The 21,430-nt window shown below is 72.1% G+C and carries 22 protein-coding genes, 1 tRNA gene and 1 pseudogene; 10 read left to right on the top strand and 14 right to left on the bottom strand.

Translation table 11 applies throughout. The annotated features are described in order from the left end of the window. Positions 1-2 precede the first annotated feature (2 nt). Both SACAZDRAFT_RS17520 and hypB read left to right on the top strand, forming a co-directional pair. Positions 3-356 (top strand): hydrogenase maturation nickel metallochaperone HypA/HybF, encoded by a 354-nt coding sequence (locus SACAZDRAFT_RS17520; RefSeq protein WP_005443917.1) that lies wholly within the window; start codon positions 3-5, stop codon positions 354-356. After that, the gene (hypB, locus tag SACAZDRAFT_RS22630; protein WP_005443916.1) at positions 334-1,170 is read left to right on the top strand and encodes a hydrogenase nickel incorporation protein HypB; all 837 of its coding nucleotides are present in this window, start codon (positions 334-336) and stop codon (positions 1,168-1,170) included. The genes SACAZDRAFT_RS17520 and hypB overlap by 23 nt, the downstream gene beginning before the upstream one ends. A gap of 86 nt (positions 1,171-1,256) precedes the next feature. Here hypB and SACAZDRAFT_RS17510 read toward each other — a convergent pair. Next, positions 1,257-1,967, bottom strand: a pseudogene (locus tag SACAZDRAFT_RS17510) (DMT family transporter); the annotation flags it as partial. A 66-nt stretch (positions 1,968-2,033) separates the two neighbouring features. After that, complete coding sequence (hypF, locus tag SACAZDRAFT_RS17505) at positions 2,034-4,391, bottom strand: carbamoyltransferase HypF (RefSeq protein WP_005443911.1); 2,358 nt, start codon at positions 4,389-4,391, stop codon at positions 2,034-2,036. A 148-nt stretch (positions 4,392-4,539) separates the two neighbouring features. On the opposite strand from hypF, the gene SACAZDRAFT_RS17500 reads away from it, so the two are divergent. Then, positions 4,540-5,523 carry an NAD-dependent epimerase/dehydratase family protein gene (locus tag SACAZDRAFT_RS17500; RefSeq protein WP_005443909.1) on the top strand — a complete coding sequence of 328 codons (984 nt, stop codon included), beginning with the start codon at positions 4,540-4,542 and terminating at the stop codon, positions 5,521-5,523. On the opposite strand, the gene SACAZDRAFT_RS17495 is transcribed toward SACAZDRAFT_RS17500, so the two are convergent. Continuing rightward, entirely contained in the window at positions 5,489-6,115 is a 627-nt protein-coding gene (locus tag SACAZDRAFT_RS17495) for a GNAT family N-acetyltransferase (protein ID WP_005443907.1), read from the bottom strand. The genes SACAZDRAFT_RS17500 and SACAZDRAFT_RS17495 overlap by 35 nt on opposite strands. A 61-nt stretch (positions 6,116-6,176) precedes the next feature. Then, complete coding sequence (locus tag SACAZDRAFT_RS17490) at positions 6,177-6,941, bottom strand: IclR family transcriptional regulator (protein WP_005443905.1); 765 nt, start codon at positions 6,939-6,941, stop codon at positions 6,177-6,179. Positions 6,942-7,014: 73 nt separating this feature from the next. Here SACAZDRAFT_RS17490 and SACAZDRAFT_RS17485 point away from each other — a divergent pair, with 73 nt between their 5' ends. The 4 genes from SACAZDRAFT_RS17485 to SACAZDRAFT_RS17470 are packed head-to-tail and all read left to right on the top strand — an operon-like array spanning position 7,015 to position 11,084. Beyond that, a complete protein-coding gene (locus SACAZDRAFT_RS17485; protein WP_005443903.1) occupies positions 7,015-8,184 on the top strand; it encodes a cupin domain-containing protein in 1,170 nt (389 codons plus the stop codon). Further along, a complete protein-coding gene (locus SACAZDRAFT_RS17480) occupies positions 8,181-9,029 on the top strand; it encodes a fumarylacetoacetate hydrolase family protein (protein WP_005443901.1) in 849 nt (282 codons plus the stop codon). The genes SACAZDRAFT_RS17485 and SACAZDRAFT_RS17480 overlap by 4 nt, the downstream gene beginning before the upstream one ends. Next, positions 9,029-9,739, top strand: a complete 711-nt coding sequence (locus SACAZDRAFT_RS17475; protein WP_005443900.1) for a maleylpyruvate isomerase family mycothiol-dependent enzyme — start codon at positions 9,029-9,031, stop codon at positions 9,737-9,739. The genes SACAZDRAFT_RS17480 and SACAZDRAFT_RS17475 overlap by 1 nt, the downstream gene beginning before the upstream one ends. Positions 9,740-9,767: 28 nt before the next feature. Continuing rightward, positions 9,768-11,084: an FAD-dependent oxidoreductase gene (locus SACAZDRAFT_RS17470; protein WP_005443898.1), complete on the top strand. Its 1,317-nt coding sequence runs from the start codon at positions 9,768-9,770 to the stop codon at positions 11,082-11,084. 52 nt (positions 11,085-11,136) lie between these two features. Here SACAZDRAFT_RS17470 and SACAZDRAFT_RS17465 read toward each other — a convergent pair whose 3' ends face one another. The 3 genes from SACAZDRAFT_RS17465 to SACAZDRAFT_RS17455 are packed head-to-tail and all read right to left on the bottom strand — an operon-like array spanning position 11,137 to position 13,378. Then, positions 11,137-12,039 (bottom strand): alpha/beta fold hydrolase, encoded by a 903-nt coding sequence (locus tag SACAZDRAFT_RS17465; RefSeq protein WP_005443897.1) that lies wholly within the window; start codon positions 12,037-12,039, stop codon positions 11,137-11,139. Continuing rightward, on the bottom strand, positions 12,036-12,716 hold the full coding sequence (locus tag SACAZDRAFT_RS17460; protein WP_005443896.1) for a TetR/AcrR family transcriptional regulator: 681 nt from the start codon (positions 12,714-12,716) through the stop codon (positions 12,036-12,038). The genes SACAZDRAFT_RS17465 and SACAZDRAFT_RS17460 overlap by 4 nt, the downstream gene beginning before the upstream one ends. Positions 12,717-12,775: 59 nt before the next feature. After that, complete coding sequence (locus SACAZDRAFT_RS17455; protein WP_005443895.1) at positions 12,776-13,378, bottom strand: TetR family transcriptional regulator; 603 nt, start codon at positions 13,376-13,378, stop codon at positions 12,776-12,778. Positions 13,379-13,499: 121 nt separating this feature from the next. Here SACAZDRAFT_RS17455 and SACAZDRAFT_RS17450 point away from each other — a divergent pair, with 121 nt between their 5' ends. Beyond that, positions 13,500-14,690: an MFS transporter gene (locus SACAZDRAFT_RS17450; protein WP_005443894.1), complete on the top strand. Its 1,191-nt coding sequence runs from the start codon at positions 13,500-13,502 to the stop codon at positions 14,688-14,690. A 54-nt stretch (positions 14,691-14,744) separates the two neighbouring features. On the opposite strand, the gene SACAZDRAFT_RS17445 is transcribed toward SACAZDRAFT_RS17450, so the two are convergent. From SACAZDRAFT_RS17445 to SACAZDRAFT_RS17415, 7 genes are all read right to left on the bottom strand, one after another. Beyond that, positions 14,745-14,817: transfer RNA gene (locus tag SACAZDRAFT_RS17445), tRNA-Ala, on the bottom strand. Positions 14,818-14,876: 59 nt separating this feature from the next. Then, entirely contained in the window at positions 14,877-15,428 is a 552-nt protein-coding gene (locus SACAZDRAFT_RS17440; RefSeq protein WP_005443893.1) for a hypothetical protein, read from the bottom strand. Between the two features lie 4 nt (positions 15,429-15,432). Continuing rightward, complete coding sequence (locus SACAZDRAFT_RS17435; protein ID WP_005443892.1) at positions 15,433-15,828, bottom strand: YbaB/EbfC family nucleoid-associated protein; 396 nt, start codon at positions 15,826-15,828, stop codon at positions 15,433-15,435. Positions 15,829-15,879: 51 nt separating this feature from the next. Then, complete coding sequence (locus SACAZDRAFT_RS17430; protein ID WP_005443890.1) at positions 15,880-16,998, bottom strand: C40 family peptidase; 1,119 nt, start codon at positions 16,996-16,998, stop codon at positions 15,880-15,882. Further along, positions 16,995-17,336: a hypothetical protein gene (locus SACAZDRAFT_RS17425; protein ID WP_005443888.1), complete on the bottom strand. Its 342-nt coding sequence runs from the start codon at positions 17,334-17,336 to the stop codon at positions 16,995-16,997. The genes SACAZDRAFT_RS17430 and SACAZDRAFT_RS17425 overlap by 4 nt, the downstream gene beginning before the upstream one ends. 118 nt (positions 17,337-17,454) lie before the next feature. Then, positions 17,455-18,267 (bottom strand): DsbA family protein, encoded by an 813-nt coding sequence (locus tag SACAZDRAFT_RS17420; protein WP_005443886.1) that lies wholly within the window; start codon positions 18,265-18,267, stop codon positions 17,455-17,457. Beyond that, on the bottom strand, positions 18,206-18,814 hold the full coding sequence (locus SACAZDRAFT_RS17415) for a DoxX family protein (RefSeq protein WP_005443885.1): 609 nt from the start codon (positions 18,812-18,814) through the stop codon (positions 18,206-18,208). The genes SACAZDRAFT_RS17420 and SACAZDRAFT_RS17415 overlap by 62 nt, the downstream gene beginning before the upstream one ends. A 50-nt stretch (positions 18,815-18,864) precedes the next feature. Between SACAZDRAFT_RS17415 and SACAZDRAFT_RS17410 the strand changes: the two genes are divergently transcribed. Both SACAZDRAFT_RS17410 and SACAZDRAFT_RS17405 read left to right on the top strand, forming a co-directional pair. After that, the gene (locus SACAZDRAFT_RS17410) at positions 18,865-19,695 is read left to right on the top strand and encodes a glutamate ABC transporter substrate-binding protein (protein WP_005443884.1); all 831 of its coding nucleotides are present in this window, start codon (positions 18,865-18,867) and stop codon (positions 19,693-19,695) included. A gap of 14 nt (positions 19,696-19,709) precedes the next feature. Then, positions 19,710-21,430 (top strand): helicase-related protein (locus SACAZDRAFT_RS17405; protein ID WP_040928022.1); only part of this gene is annotated, 1,721 nt, incomplete at its 3' end.

The raw sequence follows: 21,430 nt of genomic DNA, 5'->3' as shown, positions 1-21,430 counted from the left end.
CCATGCACGAGCTGTCGATCACGCAGAGTGTCGTGGACGCGGTCGTGGACCACACCGGTGGTGCGCGCGTGCTGTCGGTGCGGCTGGAGGTCGGCGCCCTGTCGGGCGTCGAGGTCGACGCCGTGCGGTTCTGCTTCGACGCCGTCACCCGCGGCACACCGGTGGAGGGCGCGGAGCTGGTGATCGAGACCGTGCCGGGCACGGGTTGGTGCCCGCGGTGCGACGCGGAGACGGAACTGTCGTCGTTCCTCGACACCTGTCCGTGCGGGTCGATGGACGTACACGTGAGATCGGGACAACAACTTCGGATACGCGACGTGGAGGTGACACGCGATGTGCGGGACATGCGGGTGTGACGAGGTGTCGAACGAGACGGTGTCCAGGGGCGCCGACGAGCACCCCGGTACGGGCCACCGCGACACCGTGGCCGTCGAGCGCGACGTGCTCGCGAAGAACGACGAGATCGCCGAGGACAACCGCGCCTGGCTCGCCTCACGGGAGTGCTTCGCCGTCAACCTGATGAGCGCGCCGGGATCGGGCAAGACGACCCTGCTGGAGAGCACGGTGCGGGAACTCACCGTCGACGTGTTCGTCGGTGCCGTGGAGGGCGACCAGGCCGGCTCGCTCGACGCCGACCGGCTGCGCGCCGTCGGCTGCCGCGTCGTGCAGATCAACACGGGCTCGGGCTGTCACCTCGACGCCGACATGCTGGCGCGGGCGCTCCGGGAACTCGACCCGCCCCGCCGGTCGCTCGTCGTGGTGGAGAACGTGGGCAACCTGGTGTGCCCGGCCCTGTTCGACCTCGGTGAGCGACGCCGCGTGGTGCTGGCGTCGACGACGGAGGGCGAGGACAAGCCGCTGAAGTATCCGCACATGTTCCGTGCGGCCGACCTCGTGGTGCTCACCAAGTCGGACCTGATCCCCCACCTGACGTTCGAGGTCGACCACTTCGCGCGGCACCTGCGGCGGATCAACCCGTCCGCCGAGCTGCTCGTGACCTCGGCCGTCTCGGGCGAGGGCCTGGATCAGTGGTTCTCCTGGTTGCGGTCCCAGCTCGGGCTGCGCTCGGGCGCACCGGTGTCGTCCCCGGTGCCGTCCCCGGCCTCGATGCCGTCCCGCTCCTCGGTGTCGCCCGTGTCGTCGCGCGCCGTGCCGTCGGCGTCCTCGTGAGCGCCGGCGGAGCCGTGCAGCGACGGTGAGCGGGCGAGCAGCAGGGTGCAGGCGGCGATGATCGCGAACCCGGCGATCTGAGCCGTGATCCACGCGCCGCCTCGCACCTGCTCGCCGAAGACGACGACGCCCCAGCCGATGCCGACGACCGGGTTGGCCAGGGTCAGTCCCGGTTGCGAGGCCACCAGGCTGCCCGCCCGCAACGTCACCTGGAGCAGGAGGAAGCTCGTCGGCCCGACCAGCAGCACGGCATAGGTCTGCCACGCCGACAGCACCCCGCCGAGGCCCGCCGGGAAGGCGCCGGTCACACCGGCGACCAGGACGGCGAGGAACCCGAAGAGCAGGCCGGCGGCGATGCCGAGATAGGCGGCTCGGTGCGCGTAGCGGTAACGGAACGCAAGCCACACGAACCCGCCCACGCACGCGAGCGTGATCGCGCAGCCCGCGACCCACACGGGCCCGGTCACCTGCCGCGGGTCTCCGCCGCCTGGTTGCGCGGCGACGAGCAGCAGCGCGATGCCGCCGTTCATGCCGAGCACGGCGATCCACTCGCGAGGGTGGAGCCGGGCGCCGAGCAGGATCGCCGTCAACACCAGCGTGAAGCCGAGTTCCGCGACGAGGATCGGTTGCACGAGCGAGATCGGACCGGTCGACAGCGCGGCGACCTGGAAACCGAGCCCGGCGAGCATGAACCCGATGCCGCCGAGCCACGACGGGCTGTGGGCGAGGTTCCAGAGCAGCCGGACCGACATGCGCGCCTCGTCGGGCTGGGCACGGGCGCCCCGGCGCTGCAGCACCGACCCCAGCGCGTTGCACAGCGCGGCCGACACCGCGCACAGCACGGTCAGCACCACGGCTCCTCCTCAGCGCATCGCTCGATCGCGTGCACCCGCCACGACGGCTTGCCCGAAGCTGAGCCCGCCGTCGTTGCACGGAACCCGGGAGTGGGTGAGCACGGTGAGATTGTCGCCCTCCAGCGCCTCGACCGTGCGGGTGAGCAGGAACCGGTTGGCGAACACGCCGCCGGACAGCGCGACGAGGCGCACGCCGGTGCGGTCGGCGATCTCCCGGCAGGTGCGGGCCACCGCCGCGGCGAGGGCGTTGTGGAACCGGGCCGCCACGAGCGCGAGGTCGGTTCCCCGCCGGTGGTCGTCCAGGACCGCCCGCACCAGGCCGGGACCGTCCACGACGAGCATTCCCCCGTCGTCGGCGATCCCGACCTCGTAGCCGTCGGAGTGCCCGACATCGGCACGCTGTTCCAGTTCGATCGCCGCCTGGCCCTCGTAGGTGACGGTGTCGCGCACGCCGAGCACGGCCGCGACGGCGTCGAACAGCCGTCCCGCGCTCGACGTCACCGGCATGCTCAGCCGCGAGTCGAGCAGCCGCCGCACCTGGTCCCACCGCGCGCCCTGCCGTCGGGCGACCGCGAGGTCGTCCACGCCGTCCACGCCGTCCGTAGCGCCGCGCAGGTACGCGGCCGCCATGCGCCACGGCTCGCGCACCGCGGCCTCGCCGCCGGGCATCGGCACCGTCGCCAGGTGGCCGACGCGCTCGAAGTCCGCGCAGGTGGCGAGGAGGAACTCCCCACCCCACACCGTGCCGTCGAGCCCGTAACCGGTGCCGTCGAAGGCCACCCCGATGGCGCGGTCGTCAGCCCCGCCGACGCCGTCGCCACCGTCGACTCCGTTGTCGGCCAGGCACGCCGCCACGTGCGCGTGGTGGTGCTGCACCCCGACGGGGTCGAGGCCGGTCCGTTCCAGCGCGTACCGCGTGGAGGCGTAGTCGGGATGCAGGTCGTGGGCCACGACGGCGGGTTCGATGTCGAAGAGCCGCGACAGGTGCTCGATCGCCTCGGTGAACGACCGGAGCGTCTCGGCGTTCTTCAGGTCGCCGATGTGGTGCGACAGCACCGCCCGGCGTCCCGAGGCGAGACACACGGTGTTCTTCAGTTCCGCCCCGCAGGCCAGGACGGGCCGTGGGAACTCGCGGGAGCAGGTGATCGGCTCGGGGGCGTAGCCGCGGGAACGCCGCACGGGCACGGCGTCGCCGCGCCACGGGCTCACCACGGAGTCGTCGGCCCGGACGTGGATCGGACGGTCGTGCACCAGGAACGCGTCGGCGATGCCGCCCAGCCGCGCGAGCGCGTCGTCGTCGGTGTACGCGATCGGCTCGTCGGAGACATTGCCGCTGGTGAGGACGATCGGCGCGGCGAGCTCCCGCAGCAGGAGGTGGTGCAGCGGCGTGTACGGGAGCATGACGCCGAGCCTGCGGTTCCCCGGAGCCACGGCGTCCGCGACGCCGTCGGGGTGGCGTCGGTCGAGCAGCACGATCGGGCGGCGCCGATCCACCAGCGCCCGCGCCGCGCAGTCGTCCACAGCACACAGTCGCCGGGCGTCGTCGAGGGTCGCCACCATGACGGCGAACGCCTTGTCCTCCCGGTGTTTGCGCGACCGCAGCGCCGCGGTGGCGGAGTCGCTCGTCGCGTCGGTGGCGAGGTGGTACCCGCCGAGTCCCTTGACGGCCACGACGTCGCCCGCACGCAACAGCTCCACGGCCCGGGACACCGGGTCGGCCCCCAGCGACCGCCCGGCGGGGTCGACGATCCGGAGCCGGGGCCCGCAGTCGGGACAGCACACCGGCTGCGCATGGAAACGCCGGTCCGCCGGATCGTGGTACTCGCGCGCGCACTCGCCGCACAACGGGAATCCGGCCATGGTCGTGTTCGGCCGGTCGTAGGGCACGTCCCGCACGATCGTGTAACGGGGTCCGCAGTCGGTGCAGTTGACGAACGGATAGCGGTAACGCCGGTCGCGCGGGTCGAACAGCTCGGCCAGGCACGCCTCGCACGTGGCCGAGTCGGCCGACACGAGTGTCCGCCGTGGACCCCGTGGACCCCGTGGACCCCGTGGACCCGAGGTATCGCTGTCGACGATCCGGAACCCACGTCCGCCCGCCGGGACGAGTTCCACGACGTCGACCTGCTCGACCGTGGCCAGCGGAGGCGCGTCCGCCCGCAACGACGTGAGGAATCCGGCGACCGCCTCGCAAGGTCCCTCGGCCTCGATCACGACGCCGGCCGTGTCGTTGCCGACGTGTCCGGTCAGGCCGAAGCGCTGCGCCGACGCGTGGACGAACGGCCGGAACCCCACACCCTGCACCACACCCTCGATGCGAACCCCGACGCGCCGGATCGGGTCCGCGAGGCCCTCAAGCGTGTCCACGGCGGTGACGGCGGCGCGGCTCGGTCGACACTCTGGCTTTCACCCCACCGTCGGTACCCGGTCCGGCACGCTGTGAAACGCGGGCGCCGTGTTCGCCCGCAGCGATGTGCCCTGTCGCCGACCGGCCCGGTCGTGGAAAGTCGTGGTCATGCGCACACTCGTTCTCGGTGGCACGTCGTTTCTGTCCCGCACCGTGGCCGTCGACGCGGTCCGTCGTGGACACGACGTCACCTGCGTCGCCCGAGGCAAGTCCGGTCCGTTCCCCGACGGCGTACGCCCGGTCGTGCTCGACCGCGGGGAGCCGAACGCCCTCGACGCGCTGCGCGGCGAACGGTTCGACGCCGTCGTCGACGTGGCCACGATGACGCCGGGCTGGGTGCGCGACGCACTCCAGGCGTTCGGAGCGCACGCTCGACACTGGACCTACGTGTCGAGCATCAACGTCTACGCCGACACCGCGACCCCGCACCAGACCACGGACGCACCACTGCTCGACCCGATCCCCGACCCCGGTGAGCGGACCATGGCGGAGGTGACCCCGGAGTTCTACGGCGCCGTCGAGGTGGCCAGCGAGAACCTCGTGCGCGACGCCGTGGGTGAGCGGGCGTTCGTCGTCCGTCCGGGACAGATCACCGGCCCGGGCGACTACATGCGACGGTTCCACTACTGGCCCGCCCGGTTCGCGCGGGGAGGCCGCGTCGTGGTCCCCGACGCGCCGGGCCACCCGTTCCAGCACGTCGACGTGCGCGATCTCGCGGCGTGGATCGTCTCGGCCGCCGAGGACGGCGTCACCGGCACCTTCGACGCGGTGAGCCCCGTGGCCGACCTCGGCGAGACCCTGCAGGAGATCGCCGCGTCGACCGCACCGGCGGGCACGAAGCTCGTCCCGATCGCCCCGGACGTCCTCGTCCGGGCAGGAGTCCGCCCGTGGGCGGGCGACGGTTCACTGCCGATGTGGCTGCCCGAGACCCACTACGGGATGGTTTCCCACGACGCGCGCACGGCGTGGGCCGCGGGGCTGGCGATCCGGCCGCTCGCCGACACCGTGCACGCGGCGCTGGCCGACCACCGCGCGAGTGGGGGCCCGCTCGGCGGGCTCACTCCCGAGCAGGAACGGGCTCTGCTGGCGTGAGGGACTCCGCCCACTCGTGGCGAAGTACGGCGTAGATGCTCGTGTCCTCCCAGTGACCCTTGATCCACAGGTCGGCGCGGTGCAGCGCCTCGTGCCGCATCCCGAGCCGCTCGCACAACCGCGCCGACGCCGTGTTGTCCGGATGCAGCTGCGCCACGATCCGGTGAGCGTTCAGAGTCTCGAAGGCGTAGTCGCGCAACGCCACGGCGGCCTCGGTGGCGTAACCCCGGCCCGCCACGTCCGGGGAGAACACCCAGCCGATCTCGACGGTGGCGGCCTCGGGCGCGGTGATGTCGAGGATCACGTCCCCCACCACGGCGCCGTCCTCGTCGCGTACCACCGCCAGCCGGACGAAGTCACCCTTCTCGCCCAACGTCGCACGCTCTTCGCACGCGACGAGCTTGGCCTTGACCTCGTCGTGGGACAACGGCTCGTGCAGCAGGTACCGGCACACGTCCTGCCGGGAGAGGTAGGCGTGCATGGCGTCGAGGTCGGCAACGGCCGCGGGGCGCAGGGTCAACCGGTCGGTGGTCAGGGTGGGCAGCGTCTCCTGGGCACGGAGAGCGGGTGCGGGATGGTGCGAGGCGTACATGCCACGATCGTGCCTGACCGAGCTGACTCGCCGGCAACGCATTTTCACTCGGGGTCGCGGGTCACAGACTCGCCTCCACGGACCGGGCGGCGGCCCGCAGGGTGTTCACCAGCTCGGGGAGGCGGTGGCGCTCGTAGCGCACGCTCGGCATCGAGACGGACAGCCCGGCGGCCACCGTGCCGTCGGGCTCCCGGACTCCCACCCCGAGCGCCACGACGCCGCGCTCCGACCGGCCGTCGTTGAGAGCGAACCCGTTGCGCCGGACCCGGGCCAGGTCCGTACGGAGCGCACGCGGGTCCGGCCGCTCCTCCGGCCTGCCCTCGTAGTGGTCCGGCGCGTAGAGTTCGTCGAGTTCGTCGTCGGGGAGGTCGGCGAGCAACAACAACCCGGCGGTGGTGCGATGTGCCGGGAACACCATGCCCTCGCGACTGCTGACCCGCAGCGCGCGGTGGCTCTCGACGCTGGCGATGAACCGCGTCGTGTCCCCGGTGCGCACGGCGAGGTTGGCCGACTCGCCGACGCGTTCCACCAGGTGTCGCAGGTGCGGCAACGCGGCCGAGCGCAGTCGTGAGGTCTGCGACGGCGAGTGGGCGGCGAGCTCCAGCACCGGGCCCGCCCGGTAGACGTGCTGGTCGTCCTTCACCGCGAAGTCGCGGTACACGAGCATCGCGAGCAACCGGTGCGCGGTGGAGCGCGCGACGCCGAGGCGCTGCGCCGCTTCCGAGACCGTCAGCGCACCCTCCAACTGCAGCATGGCGGCGAGCCGCAGCGCGTGGTCCACGCTTCGGATGGCGTACGGCGGCGGGTTCTTCTGGCTCTCGTCCACAGCTGATCGGCTCCGCTGTTCTGGAGAGCAGAATCTTGCGTTCTGCTGGGAGGTCAGTGACCACGCTAACGGCATGAGCACACCTGTGGCGAGCACAACGACGTCGCCCGTCCGGCTCCGCGCCGTCGACGCGCCGGGCCAACCGGACGTGACCCCGGAACTCGAAGAGCTCTACCGCGGTTTCGAGCGCGAACTGCTGGTTCCGCTGTGGACCGAGATCGGCGATCTGATGCCGGCGCACCCCCGCTCCTCCGCCGTCCCGCACCTGTGGCGCTGGGACAACCTGCGGGCGTTGGCCGCGCAGGCGGGGGATCTCGTCCCCGTCGGTCGCGGCGGTGAACGCCGAGCCATCGCACTGGCCAACCCCGCGCTGGGCGGGCGGCCCTTCGCGACCCCCACCCTGTGGGCGGCGATCCAGTACCTGATGCCCGGTGAGGACGCGCCCGAACACCGGCACACCCAGCACGCCTTCCGGTTCGTCGTCGAGGGATCCGGTGTCTGGACCGTCGTCGGCGGGGACCCGGTCCCCATGCGCCGCGGCGACTTCCTCCCGCAGGCGGGCTGGAACTGGCACGCTCACCACAACGGCACGACGGAGCCGATGGCGTGGATCGACGGCCTGGACATCCCGTACCAGTACCTCACCGAGTCGCAGTTCTTCGAGTTCGGCCGGGAGGAGCTCTCCGACGCCGAACGCACCACCCCGGACCGCTCGCGGTCCGAGCGCCTGTGGGGACACCCCGGGCTGCGCCCGCTGTCCGTCGGCGAGGTCGGCCCCGGCACACCGCTGCTGGCGTACAAGTGGGAGTTCACCGACCGCGCGCTGAGTGACCAGTTGGCGATGGAGCAGGAGGGCCACGGCGGCACGGTCGAGCCCGGCCACGCCGCGGTGCGCTACGTCGATCCCGCCACCGGTGGGGACGTCCTGCCGACCCTGCGCACCGAGTTCCACCGCATCGCCCGCGGCGCCGAGACCGCGCCGGTGCGCGAGACGGGCTCGTCGGTGTATCAGGTCTTCGACGGCGCGGGCACCGTGACCGTCGGCGAGAAGACCTGGTCGGTGACGCGCGGCGACCTGTTCGTCGTCCCGTCCTGGCAACCGCTGTCCGTGCGCTCCGAGGCGAGCGGCGACGACTCCGACTCCGGCGCCCTGGACCTCTTCCGGTTCAGCGACTCCCCGGTCTTCGAAGCACTGAAGTTGAACCGAACCTCCACCGACCACAGGGAAGGAACCTCCCGATGAAGCTCGCCACCCTCCGAGTCGACGGCACGACCCGCGCGGTCCGGGTCGACGACGAGACGTTGATCGACCTCGGCGCCTCCGACGTCGGGGAACTGCTCGCCCGGGACGGCTGGGCCGACGCGGTCGCGGCCGTCGACGCCTCCACCGCCAAGACCTACGCCCGGGACGGCGCGGACTTCGCGCCCGTCGTCCCGCGCCCGTCGAAGGTCGTCTGCGTCGGGTTGAACTACAAGAACCACATCCAGGAAATGGGTCGCGACCTGCCGGAGCACCCGACCCTGTTCGCCAAGTTCGCCGACAGCCTCATCGGCGCCACCGACGACATCGTGCGCCCCGGCGAGACCGAGGCGTTCGACTGGGAGGTCGAGCTCGCCGTCGTCGTCGGCCGCGGAGTGCGGCGCGCTCGCGGCGCCGACGCCGAGTCCGCGATCGCGGGCTTCACCGTGCTCAACGACGTCACGTGCCGCGACTGGCAGTTCCGCACGCGCGAGTGGCTGCAGGGCAAGATGTGGGACTCCTCCACGCCGGTGGGGCCGCACCTCGTGACGCCGGACGAGCTGCCGGGCGGTGTGCGTCCCACCCTGGACGTGCGCCTGAGCGTCGACGGCGAGGTCATGCAGCAGGACAACACCGGCGACCTCCTCTTCGACCCGGTCGACCTGGTCGAGTACGTCTCCACCGTCGTCCGGCTCAACCCCGGCGACATCATCGCCACCGGCACGCCGGGCGGGGTCGGTCACGCGCGTGACCCCAAGCGGTACCTGACCGGCGGCGAGACGGTGGTGACCGAGATCGACGGCATCGGGCGGCTCACCAACACCGTCGTCGCGGAAAGCGGTGCCTGATGCGCCGGACCGTCGACGACGCCCGGCGGTGGATGGCGCGCGGCACCGACCTGGTGCTGAGTGCCACCGCCGGGTGGGATGAAGCCGAGCTGTCGGCGCCGTCGGGCCTGCCCGGCTGGACGCGCAAGCACCTCGTCGCCCACCTCGCGGCGAACGCCGACGCGCTGGGCAACCTGGTGCACTGGGCGGCCACCGGCGAGCGCACCCCCATGTACTCCTCGCCGGAGCAGCGCGCCGCCGACATCGAGGCGGGTGCGCGCCGTTCCGCGTCCGAGCTGACCACGTGGCTGCGGGAGTCGGCCGAGCGACTGGCCGCCGCCATGGCCGACCTCGACGAGCGGCAGTGGCGCACCGAGGTGCTGACGGCCCAGGGCCGCACGGTCCCGGCCACCGAGGTGCCGTGGATGCGGACCCGTGAGGTGTACGTGCACGCGGTCGACCTGGATGCCGGCATCGGTTTCGCGGACCTGCCCGCCGACTTCCTGACGGCTCTGGCCGACGACGTCGTGGGCAAGCGCGGCGCCAAGCCGGACGTCGCGGTGGTACTCACCGCCACCGACGCCGGCGAGAGGTGGCACCTCCCCGGGACCGGGACGCCCGTCGAGGTCGGCGGGTCCCTCGCCGACGTGACGGCCTACCTCACCGGTCGCCCGCACACCGTGACCGCCACCGACGGCTCGCCCGCACCGCAGCTGGCGGCGTGGCTCTGAGCGCCCCGACGCACGGAGGAACGAGACGATGACTGAATCGAGCGGCCCCACCGCGCCGAGCACGGTCGCGGACGGCGACGCGACGCCCGACGTGCTCGTCGTCGGCGGTGGCATCGGTGGGTTGAGCGCCGCCTACGCGCTCGCCCGCGAGGGACTTCGCGTCAGGGTCCTGGAGCAGGCACCGGAGTTCGGCGAGGTCGGCGCGGGCCTGCAGGTGGCCCCGAACTGCACCCGCATCCTGCACGAGTACGGGTTGCTGGAGGAGGTGAAGAGCCTCGGGGTGCTGCCGTCGGCCATGCTCATGCGCGACGCCGTGGACGGCAGCGAGCTCACGCGGCTCGACCTGCGGGACCTCGAAGAGCGCTACGGCTTCCCCTACCTCGTCATCCACCGCAGCGACCTGCACGCCGTGTTGCTGCGGGCGTGCCGGGAGCTCGGGGTCGACCTGCGCACGCACCAACGCGTCACCGGCTACGACACCGCGGACGACCGCGCGTCGGTGACGCTCGCCGACGGCCGTGTGGAGGACGCGGAGCTGGTCATCGCCGCCGACGGCCTGCACTCGGTCGCCCGGCAGTGGATGGCCGGCGACGACCTGGTCAACTCCGCCTACGTCGCCTACCGCGGCGCGATCCCGCTCGCCGACGTCACCCGCGAGGTGAACCTCGACGAGGTGTCGGTCCACGTCGGGCCACGCTGCCACTTCGTGCAGTACGGCCTGCGCGGCGGCGAGATGCTGAACCAGGTCGCCGTGTTCGAGTCGCCCAAGGCCCTCGCGGGCGAGGAGGACTGGGGCACCCCCGACGAGCTGGATCAGGCGTTCGACGACACCTGCGAGGACGTGCGCGCCGGGATTCCGCTCATGTGGCGCGACCGGTCATGGCGCATGTTCGACCGCGACCCGATCGACCGGTGGGTTCGCGGCCGGGTGGTGCTGCTGGGCGACGCCGCCCACCCGCCGCTGCAGTACCTCGCGCAGGGCGCGGTCATGGCGATCGAGGACGGCTGGGTGCTCGCCCGGCACGTGACGCGGCAACGCCGGTCCACAACGGACACGGTGGACTGGGATGCCGCCGTGCGCGCGTTCGAGGCGGTGCGCACCCAGCACTGCCGCCGGGTGGTGCTCACCGCCCGATCGTGGGGTGAACTGTGGCACCTCGACGGCACCGCGCGGCTGCGGCGCAACGTCGTCCTGCGCGACCGTGCGATCGACGACTACTCGTTCGTCGACTGGCTGTACGGACCGACGGCTCTGGTGCCCGAGGAGCTGCCCCCGATGTTCCAGCCGATCCCGCTGGACGCCGTGGAGGCCGAACGGGACCAGCCCACCCTGACCGACGCCTGAACACCACGACGACGGCGGCGAGCGCTCACCGCGTGCGCGACGTCGCTCTCGCTCAGCTCCCGGCGGCGTCGCCGGGCGGCGTGAGCGCGGACGCGAGGAAGTCGCGGGCCAGCTCCGCGAACTCGGCGGGCCGGTCGTGGGTGACGAGGTGCCCGGCGTCCGGGATCGTGACGAGGCGCGAGCCCGGGGCCGCGGCGGCCGCGGCCGACAGCTCGGTGTGCCCGACCAGCGGGTCACGGTCCCCGCGCACCCACAGTGTCGGCACGGACAACCGGGGCAGTTCGGGAAGCAGGTCGAGCCGCATCGAGAAGGGCCCGTAGGCGTGGATCTGCCAGTCGTCCAGAGCCCGCTCCCCGTGCTCGTGTTTGGCGCGGGCCTCCTCGACGGCGAGTTCGACGAAGGTGTCGACGTCGGGGGTGCTCGCGCCCGCCACGAGGTGGTGGAGCATCGACGTCCGGACCGACCGTGGGAATCGCGCCAGGTACCAGGTGATCAGCCGCAGCACGCCGGGCGTGCGCAGCGTCAGCCAGGTGAGGAACTGCGCCGGGCGCCGGGCACCGATCCCACCGGGACCGACGGCGACGAGCGCGCTGACCCGTTCCGGGTGGTCGAGCGCGTATCCGACCGCGAGTCCACCACCCATCGACAACCCGAGCAACGCCACGCGGGGCAGGCCGAGAGCGTCGAGCAGCTCGTCGAGGAAACGGCGCAGGAAGACGTCGTCCAGCGTCCCGTGCCAGGGCCGGGACCCGCCGTGCCGGGGCAGGTCGACGAGATGCACGTGATAGTCGGCTTCCAACGCCGGAGCGACGTGGCGCCACACGCCCGCGGCGGTGTCGAGCATCGCGCCGTGCAGGAGAAGCAGCGGCGGGCCGTCCACAGTGCCTCCCCGGTACAGGCGCACGGGCCCGCCGGCCACGGTGAGGTCGGTGGGCGTGTCGAAGATTCCGGTCACGGGTCCCCCAGCAGTGCGAGTTGGTGGTCGAGACGGTCGAGGAGTTCGACCTGCGCCGCGCGGGCCTCCTCGGCGTCGGGTCGGGATTCCGTCGCCAAACCGCGACCCACGACGTCGGCGAACAGCCGGACCGCCTCCGTGAGCTCCTCGGGATCGCTCGCGCCGAGCACCCCGGGAGCGTGGACGAGCCCCAGCGTGAAGACACTGAGCACGCGCACGATCACGTCACCGGGGACGGCCGGGTCGAGCACCCCGGCGTCCTGCAGTCGGCGCACGTAGTCGGTGAGCCAGCCCGCGCGCTCCACGTAGCGGCGGTCGACCACCTGCCCCACGTGCTCGCCCAGCACCGCGGTGTCCCCCAGGTACAGCGCCCGCATCACCGGCTCGTCCAGCAGCGCCTCGACGCCGAACCGGTAGACGGCCGACAGGTCCACGAGCTCCCGCGCCTCACGCACCCGGCGATGGACGTCGGCGGTGAGCTGCCGCATGCTCCGGTTCAGCACCGCCGCCAGGATGGCCGCCTTGTCCGGGAACTCCAGGTACACGGCGCCCTTGCCGATCCCGGCGTGCGCGGCGATGTCGGCGACGGTCGTGGCGGGCCAGCCCTTCTCCAGCATGAGGTCACGAGCGGCACTCAGAATGCGACCTCGTCGGTCGGGCACACGCGGACGCGGCATGTCCACACCTCCTGTAGTGACCAGAATACCAAAACTGGTCACTACAGGAGGTGTGCCGCTCAGCCCCGGCTGAGACCCGGCACGATCGACCGAACCAGTTCCACGACGGCCTCACGACGTGCGACCGGATCGACGTCGTCGAGGATCATGCGGTTGAGCTGCGGCAACACGTGCCAGCTCGACGCGAGGCCAATCAGCGTGAGAAGCAGATGGGCAGCGGCGTCCGCGACGTCGTCGGGATCACCCTCGCCACCCCGACCCAACGCCCGGGACACGGCGCGAACCTTGTCGCGGTAGCGGCGGTGCCGCTCGGCCTCACCCGGCACGGCGCGGTCGCCCCGCTCCAGGCCCTCCCAGTAGAGCAGCCGCGCGAGGTGCGGACGGTCGAGGTAGTAGTCGAACACCTCGGCGGTGTAGTCGGCGAGGGCCTCGGGCTCCGTCGCGTCGAGCGACACCGCGTCGGCCAGCCGGTCGAGCTCGGCGAGCAGCGCCGCGTCGAACAGCGCTTCCTTGCCACCGAAGTACTGGTAGATGCGTTCCTTGTTGACCCCCGCCGTGGTGGCGATGCGGTCGACGCGCGCCCCGGCGAGACCTCGGGTCGAGAACTCCTCCACAGCCGCGTCCAGCAATGCCTGCCGAGTCCGCTCGGTGTTCCACGCCATGACGTCAGCGTACCCCGACTCCAACTGTTCGGTTGCAACTGAGCACGGAGATCCCTACCATCGCGACCACCGGCTTCCAACTGTCTGGTTGGAATTGATTCGAGTCGAAGGTCAGGTCACCGTGACGGACTCCACCGTGCCGACGTCGTCCAGAGTCGGCGTCCCCTCCGCCCCAACGGCGCCGACCCTCGTGGCGGCCTCCCTCGCCGCGCTCCTCGCGGTCAGCCAGTTCTACGTCGTCATCCCGATGTTCGACCGGCTCGCCGACGACTGGACGGCGGACATCGACAGCGTCACCTGGACCCAGACCGTGTTCGGGCTCGCCTACTCGGCGGGATTCCTGCTGTGGGGCTGGGCCACCGACCGCTACGGCCCACGCCGGGTGATGGTGCTCGGACTGTCGATCACCGTGGTCACCACGGCCCTCGTGCCGCTGGCCACGACCATCGAGACCGGCCTCGCACTACGGGCCGTGCAAGGGCTCACCACGGCCGCGTTCGCGCCGGCCGCGTTCACCTACCTCGGCACCCGCATCACCCCACGGCACCGACCGCTGGCGTTGACCGTGCTCACGAGCTCGTTCTTCGCGGCCTCCGTCGTCGGCCAGGTGGGTGCCCAGGCACTGCTGGGCGAGGACGGCTGGCGACGGGTGTTCATCGTGTCCAGCATCGCCTTCGCGATCATGGCGGCACTGCTCGCATGGACCGTGCTGCCCGACGAACCCCAGGAGCACCCGGCCGCGCCTGTGTGGACGGCCATGCTCGCGATGGTGAGGCGGCGACCGATCCCACTCCTCCTGCCGGCCGTGCTGACGATCATGGGATCGTTCGTCGCCGTCTACACCGCCGTCGAACTCTCCGGTGTCCTCGCCGACCCCGACGACCTGCTGTGGTTGCGGGCCGGCAGCCTGCCCGCGATGGTGCTGGTCCCGTTCGTCGCGCCGCTCTTCGCACGACTGGCCCCGACGACCCGGCTCGCCACCTCACTCGCCGTGGCCGCGGCCCTCACCGCCGTCCTCGCGATCCCCGCGGCCCAGACTCTCCTCGGGTACGGCCTCGTCCTCTTCGCGCTCGTGCTCGCGATCGGGACCGCGGCACCCAGTGCCGTCGAGGCGATCATGGCCCACCACGGTGGCGCACCGGGCGCGGCGACATCGCTGTACGTCTTCACCTTGTTCGTGGGCGCGAGCCTGGGGTCGCAGGCCAGCGCAGCCGTCGGCGGTGGCATGAGCGCCACCGCCCTCGTCGCCACGGCACTGCTCGCCATGGGCGTCCTGCTGACGCTGGCCGCCGCGCGGCAGACGCGACAATAGGTGCCGACACGAAAAAGAACCCCGCCGTTCCGGGCGGGGTTCGTCGTTCTCGGGTGGAGCTAAGGGGACTCGAACCCCTGACCCCCTCACTGCCAGTGAGGTGCGCTACCAGCTGCGCCATAGCCCCGTGTTCTGTTGATGCAACGACTATACAAGGCTGCGCGGCGCACCGAGCACCGGGGGTCCCTATCTGTCCGACCGCAGTGTGGCGGGGTCGAAGCTGTCGAGATCGTCGTCCTCGCCGGCGTCGTCGGCAGGGCCGCCGGCACGGCTGCGAGACGCGGCACCGCTCGTGCGCCGCTCGGTCTCCCGGAGCCGCTCCTCACGCCGCCTCTGGAACTCCTCCACGGTGATGCCCGTGTCGGCCTGCGGATCGCGGGCGGGCGCGGGCATGCCGGACAGCTGCTCGATGAGGTAGGTCATGTCCTCGCCGAGCCGCAGCGCCACCATGTTGTAGCTCGCCTGCACGGCCTCCCTCATCGCCACCTGCGCGACCTCCACCAGCAGGGAACCCAGCCGGTCCGGCCCCCAGTTCGCCGCCGCCGGAGCGAGCCACAGGCGCAGCAGCTTGCCGCGCGCGTCCACCGTCAGCTCGATGGTGTCGTCGACGTCGTGCGCGGTGCCCGTGGCCTGGGCCATGAGCGCGTCCACCGATGCCAGGGCGTCCTGGCGGGCGCGTGCCTGCGCGATGAGGTCCTTCGTGCTGCCGCCGCCCACCGGCACGTGCTCGATCGTCACGTCGTCACCCTCTCCCCAGCACGGAGTAGCCGCCGTCCTCGTCGTCCTCGTCCTCGGGCAGCGGCTCGTAACCGAGCGAGGCCAGCGTGGCGTCGCCCGCGGGCCCGAGCACGGGCGAGAGCACCCGGTACATCCGGTCGCCCGCCCGCCGGGTCGCGGTGTGCGCCAGCGCCACGATCTGCTGCGCGAGCGCGTCGGTGCCCGACCGCAGTGCGGCATGGGTCAGCCGCACCTCCGTGAGCAGGCCTCCGGGTGCGACCACCACCCGGACGGCACCGTCACCCGTCTCCGCCGTGCCGTTCACGGTGCCCATCCGGGCGAACCCGTCGGCCGCCCGTTCGGACGCCCGCCGCGCCTGCTCGCCGATCCGTTCCGCCTCACGCGCCGCGTCCAGCTCCATCACATCCCCTCTCCGCCGAATCCGTCCGACGTGTCCGCACCGGCGCCACGGCTAGCCCGTCGGCCGGTAGAAGCCGATGAACTGCTGACCCGCGTTGGTGGTCCGGATCGGGTTGATGCTCACCGGGTCGCCCGCCTCGATCATGAGCCCGTCGCCGACCACCATCGCGACGTGGCCCGACCAGACCACGAGGTCGCCCGGCAGCAACTGGTCCTGCGACGGCACCTCCGCGCCCACGGTCTGTTCCTGCGCCAGCCGGGGGATGTCGAGACCGGCCTCGCCGTACGACGTCATGGTGAGCCCGCTGCAGTCCAGTCCCACACCGCGGGCCGTGCCGCCCCACACGTAGGGGACACCGAGCTGCGAGATCGCCGCGCGCACGGCCTTCGCCGCCGTCTCGTTGGGCGCCTCCACCGTCTGCCCGCCCGGCAGATTGATCTTCACCCCGGTACCCGGTTGCGGAGGGATGGCCACCGGAAGGCGAGGCTTGGTGACGGCACCGCCACCACCCCCGTCTCCTCCGCCGCCTCCGGCTCCTCCTCCACCACCGCCGCCACCGGCGCCCTGCGCGTTGAACGACGACGCGACCTCGGTGCTCGCGCTGCTCGCGGTCGTGGCCCCGCTGTCGCGGCCGAGCGCGCCCGCGATACCGGTCAACGTCGACAGGGTGCGCTCGCTGATGTCGGCGGACTCGCCGGTGAGCTCGGCGATCGTGCGTTGCAGCGCGACCATCAGCTGCCGCACGGCGGCCTGGCCTCCGGTCGGCACGGGCGGAGTCTGCTTCGCCGCCGCCACCGCCGTCATCGTCGCGCTGATCTCGCGAATGATCTCCTCACGGACCCGGTCGTTCTCGACCTGGCCCACTTTGAGTGCCTCCGCCGCCTCGGCCACGGCGTTCTCGATCTCGACACTCTCGTCGAGCAGGGCCTGCACCTCGTCTTCGAGGCTCTGGGCGGTGCCGACGGCGTTGTCCGTGGCCGTGCCCGAGGATCGCTGAGCCAGCAGCACGCGCTGCTGCGAGGCCGTGCCGCGCACTCCGTCGAGCGACGTCCGCAGGGCCGCCTGTCCCGCGACGGCGGCGTCGATCCCCGCGTCGTCGGTGCGCATGCGGCGCGCGAACTGGTCGGGCAGGTCCAGGGCCGCCCTCGTCACCTCCGCGGTCTCGGTCATCCCAGCTCCTTGCCCAGTCGCTGGATGATGTCCCGCTGTTCCGCCTCGACGAGCTCGTAGTTCGCACTGGTGCGGCGCGCCGCGTCACCCATCGCCTGCCAGTTGCCGCCGAGTCGGCTCAACCGCTCCTGGATGCCGCGCATGCGGGCGACGTACGCGCCGGAGAACCCGGCCTCCGCGCCCATCACCGAGAAACCGTCCCCACCGAGTTCGACGTTCGGCGCGACATGCCGGTCCGAGGCCTGTCTGACGTCGTCGGCCGTGGGATCGATGCTGCGGGCGTAATGGTCGTAGGCGCCGTCCTCGACCCGGAAACCCGCGTGTGGTGTGCCGTCCACATCACCCTCCTTCGCGTGAGTGCGACGCGGGCGGCTCCCTGCCGGTTCCCCCGGCGTGCACTCCGGGTCGAACACTAGGACACCCGGAGTGCACGCGGGGGAAGATCGTTCAGAGAGGTCAGGACGCGGGCGCCACCTTGTCGAGCCACGCGGTGTCGCCGAGGTCGACGATCTTGCCGTTCGCGACGACGGTCGGCGTGCCGAAACCGACGTTGCCGCCCCCGAAGTCGCGGTGCAGGCTCGTGTCGTTGCTCACCCGCTGCATCTCCTGCTCGAGCAGCCCGTCGTACTTGCCGCTGCGCACTCCGTCGGCGAACGCCTCGCCCGTGATGCCGAGGTCGCGCCCGAGCTGGATGAGCTGGTCCTTGTCGTAGCCGCGCTTGCCCTCCTCGGGCTGCTGCGCGAACAGGCTGTCGTGGAACTCGACGAACTTGCCCTCGTCAGCCGCGAGTAGAGCCGCGTTGGCCGAGTCGAGCGAGTAACCGGGCGGGTCGGACCTCTCCATCAGCATCGGCAGCATGTGCTGGCGCACCTGCACCTGCCCCGACGCCACCTTGTCCTTGAGCTGCGGGCCGTACTGGTGCTCGAAGCTCGCGCACACCGGGCAGAGGAAGTCGGCGTACACGTCGATGGTCACGGGTGCGTTCTCGTCCCCGAGCACCACGACGGCGCCGTCCCTGCGTTCGGGCAGATCGACCTGCGTGGTCGCAGGCTCGATCGCCTGCCCCTCCGTGGCGTTCTTCGAGGCGTTCGTCCACACGAGTCCGCCGATCACGACGGCGAGCACCACCACGACGACGCCGACGATCGCGGCGATCCGCTTGCCGTCCCCACCGCCACGCCGTGCGGCGGCGACGACCTTGCCGCCGTCAGTCTTGCCCGCCAACTGCTGTTGACGCCGCTTCCTCGCCGTCCGCTCCGCTCCGCCCACTGGAGTCCTTCCTCGATTCGTTCTTCCGCGCGGCTTCCTCGTCCGACGGCTGGGTCACCGCGTCGGACGCGTCGCGCCCACGCCGCAACCAGCCGTCGACCGACAGCGGTGTGGTGGGTCGCACCGACAACCACACGGCCAACGCGAGGAACCCGATGTCCCTCGCGATCTCCTCCGGGTAAGCCGTCTCACCCGGCTCCACCTCGCCTCCGCCCCCGAAGCAGCCGCAGTCGATCGTGAGCCCGCGGGCCCACGACTGCGCCACCCCGGCGATGAACACCACGAGCAGCGCCGCCGAGGCCAGCGCCGTGAGCCGGGTGGCCGCGCCGAACAGCAGCAGCGCCCCGAACACGAGCTCCGCCAGCGGTATCGCGGTGGCCACCACACCCACGAGCGGCTCCGGCAGCACGTCGTATGCCTGCACCGCCAGATACGTCTGGCCGGGATCGGCGACCTTGATCGCCCCCGAAATCAACCAGACGGCGGCCAGTCCGAGCCTGGCGAGCAGTCCGATGCCTCGTAGCAGCCGTCCACGGGAGGAAAGCACAGCCTCTAGGCTAGCCAGCGCACCTGTGAGAATCGTGAGGGGCGACGGTGATGCGACGGCTCAGATGCCTGGTCAACGTGGCTGCGGCGGGCATTCTGCTCACGGCGTGCTCGGCCTCCGACGCCACGGTCGACTCCATTACCGCCCGGGCGAGTGACACCGGATCGTTGACCATCGGTGTCCGCTTCGACCAACCGGGGCTCTCCGAACGCCTCGTCGACGGTGACGTCGTCGGTTTCGACGCCGATGTCGCGCGGTTCGTCGCCGCCGAACTCGGGGTCGCGGAGGACGACATCACCTGGCGGGAGACGACCCCGGCGGAGCGCGAGGAGGCCCTCGCCACAGGCGCGGTCGACCTCGTGGTGGCCGCGTACTCGATCACCGACGAACGCAGCGACGAGGTGACGTTCGCGGGTCCGTACTTCGAGACGGGCCAGGACCTGCTCGTGCGCCGCACGTCCACCGACATCACCGGCCCCGACTCGCTGGGGGGCCGCACCGTCTGCACGTCCACCGGGTCGACCTCCGCCCAGCACGTCAAGGAGCGGCTCGGCGACGCCGTGCGCCTCTCGGAGTACCCGCGGGTGTCCGAGTGCGTCACCGCACTGCTGGCCGACCGGGTGGACGCCGTGACCACCGACGGCGCCATCCTCGCCGGGTACGTCGCCCAGCACCCCGAACTCGTGCGGCTCGTCGGTGGGCAGTGGTCCACCGAACGCTACGGCGTCGGCCTGTCCAAGGGCGATCACGAGGGGCAGGCGGCCGTCAACGCCGCGATCCGCAAGATGATCGACTCTGGTTCGTGGCGGGCCTCGCTGGAACGGCACCTGGCACCGTCCGGCATCGAAGTGGCCGACCCGCCCGAGGTCGAGGGCCCGTGACCGGCCTCACCACCGTGGAGCTGCCCGGGCTCCCGGTCCGCACCGTCCTGGACGACGTCTCCGCCGCGCTCGACGCGCACGGCAGCGCCGTCCTGGTCGCGCCTCCCGGGACCGGCAAGACCACGCTCGTTCCGCTCGACCTGGCGCGGCGGATCAGCGCCCGCCCGGCCGGACCCCACCGGGTCGTCGTGGCCGAACCGCGCAGGCTCGCCGCGCGCGCCGCCGCGTCACGCATGGCGGCACTGCTGGGTGAACCCGTCGGCGAGACGGTCGGCTACTCCGTCCGCGGTGATCGCAAGGTGTCCGCCCGAACCCGGGTCGAGGTGGTGACGTCCGGGCTCCTAGTGCGGCGCCTGCAGAACGACCCCGAGCTGCACGACACCGCGGTGGTCGTGCTCGACGAATGCCACGAACGCCACCTCGACGCCGACCTCCTGCTCGCGCTGCTGCTCGACGCACGCGCCGGACTGCGCGACGACCTCCGGCTGCTCACCACGTCGGCGACCGTGGCCTCCGACCGGCTCGCCGACCTCCTCGGTGACGCTCCCGTCGTCACGGCGCACGCACCCCTGCACCCCGTCGACATCGTGCACCGGCCACCCGATCGCGGCGAACGCATCGAGGCGTGCGTCGCCCGGACCGTCCACGCCGCGTTGGCGGAGCACGACGGCGACGTGCTGGTGTTCCTGCCGGGCGTCGCCGAGATCGACCGCGTCGCCGAACGGCTCGACGGTGTCGACGCCGACGTGGTGAGCCTGCACGGCCGGCTGCCCGCACAACGCCAGGACGCGGCGTTGACGCCGGGGCCGCGTCGCCGGGTCGTGCTGTCGACGGCCGTGGCCGAATCGAGCCTGACGGTGCCCGGGGTGCGGGTGGTGGTGGACTCCGGTCTCGCCCGCGTGCCGCGGATCGATCACCGGCGTGGGCTTCCCGGGCTGGCGACCGTGCGGGTCTCGCGTGCGGTCGCGGAGCAACGCGCCGGCCGGGCGGGACGGGAGGCACCGGGTGTTACGTACCGCTGCTGGTCGCAGGCCGAGCACACGAGCCTGCCCGCCTATCCGGAACCCGAGATCCGCACGGCCGAGCTGTCGCGGCTCGCACTCGAACTCGCCTGCTGGTCCACACCGGACGGTGCGGGCCTGTCGTGGTGGGACCCGCCACCGGAGGGCGCCCTCACGGCGGGCAGGACGCTGCTGACGACGTTGGGCGCGGTGACACCCGACGGCCTCCCCACGGCGCGGGGACGGCGGATGGCGTCGGTGGGGCTGCATCCCCGCCTCGCGCGAGCACTGCTCGACGGGGCCGACGAGGTGGGTCCGCGCGCGGCGGCCGAGGTCGTGGCGCTGCTCCACCCCCGCCGCCGACCCACCGATCTCGACCCCGAACTCCCCCCCCTGCCCCCGGCGAAGGACCCCCCCGCCCGCCGCTGGCAACGGGAAGTCGCCCGGCTCACCGCGCTCACCCGCGATCGCGGCGCGTCCCACCGCGACACCGAACGGCCGCACGACCCCGCCGCGGTCGTGGCGCTGGCCTATCCGGAACGACTCGCCCGCCGCCGACCGGGTGGTACGCCGGTGTACCTCATGGCCGGGGGCACGGCCGTGGAGGTGCCCCCGGGAAGCGGACTCGGCGACAGCGAGTGGCTGGCCGTGGCGGACGCGACGCGCGAACCCGGACGCGCGCACGGCGTGGTGCGCCTGGCCGCGGTGGCCGACGAGGAACTGGCACTGCGCGC

It is taken from the genome of Saccharomonospora azurea NA-128, from assembly GCF_000231055.2.
In the GTDB taxonomy this organism is placed as follows: Bacteria; Actinomycetota; Actinomycetes; order Mycobacteriales; family Pseudonocardiaceae; genus Saccharomonospora; species Saccharomonospora azurea.
The sequence above is the reverse complement of the archived record's forward strand: the minus strand, read 5'-3'. Positions and strand labels throughout refer to the sequence as shown.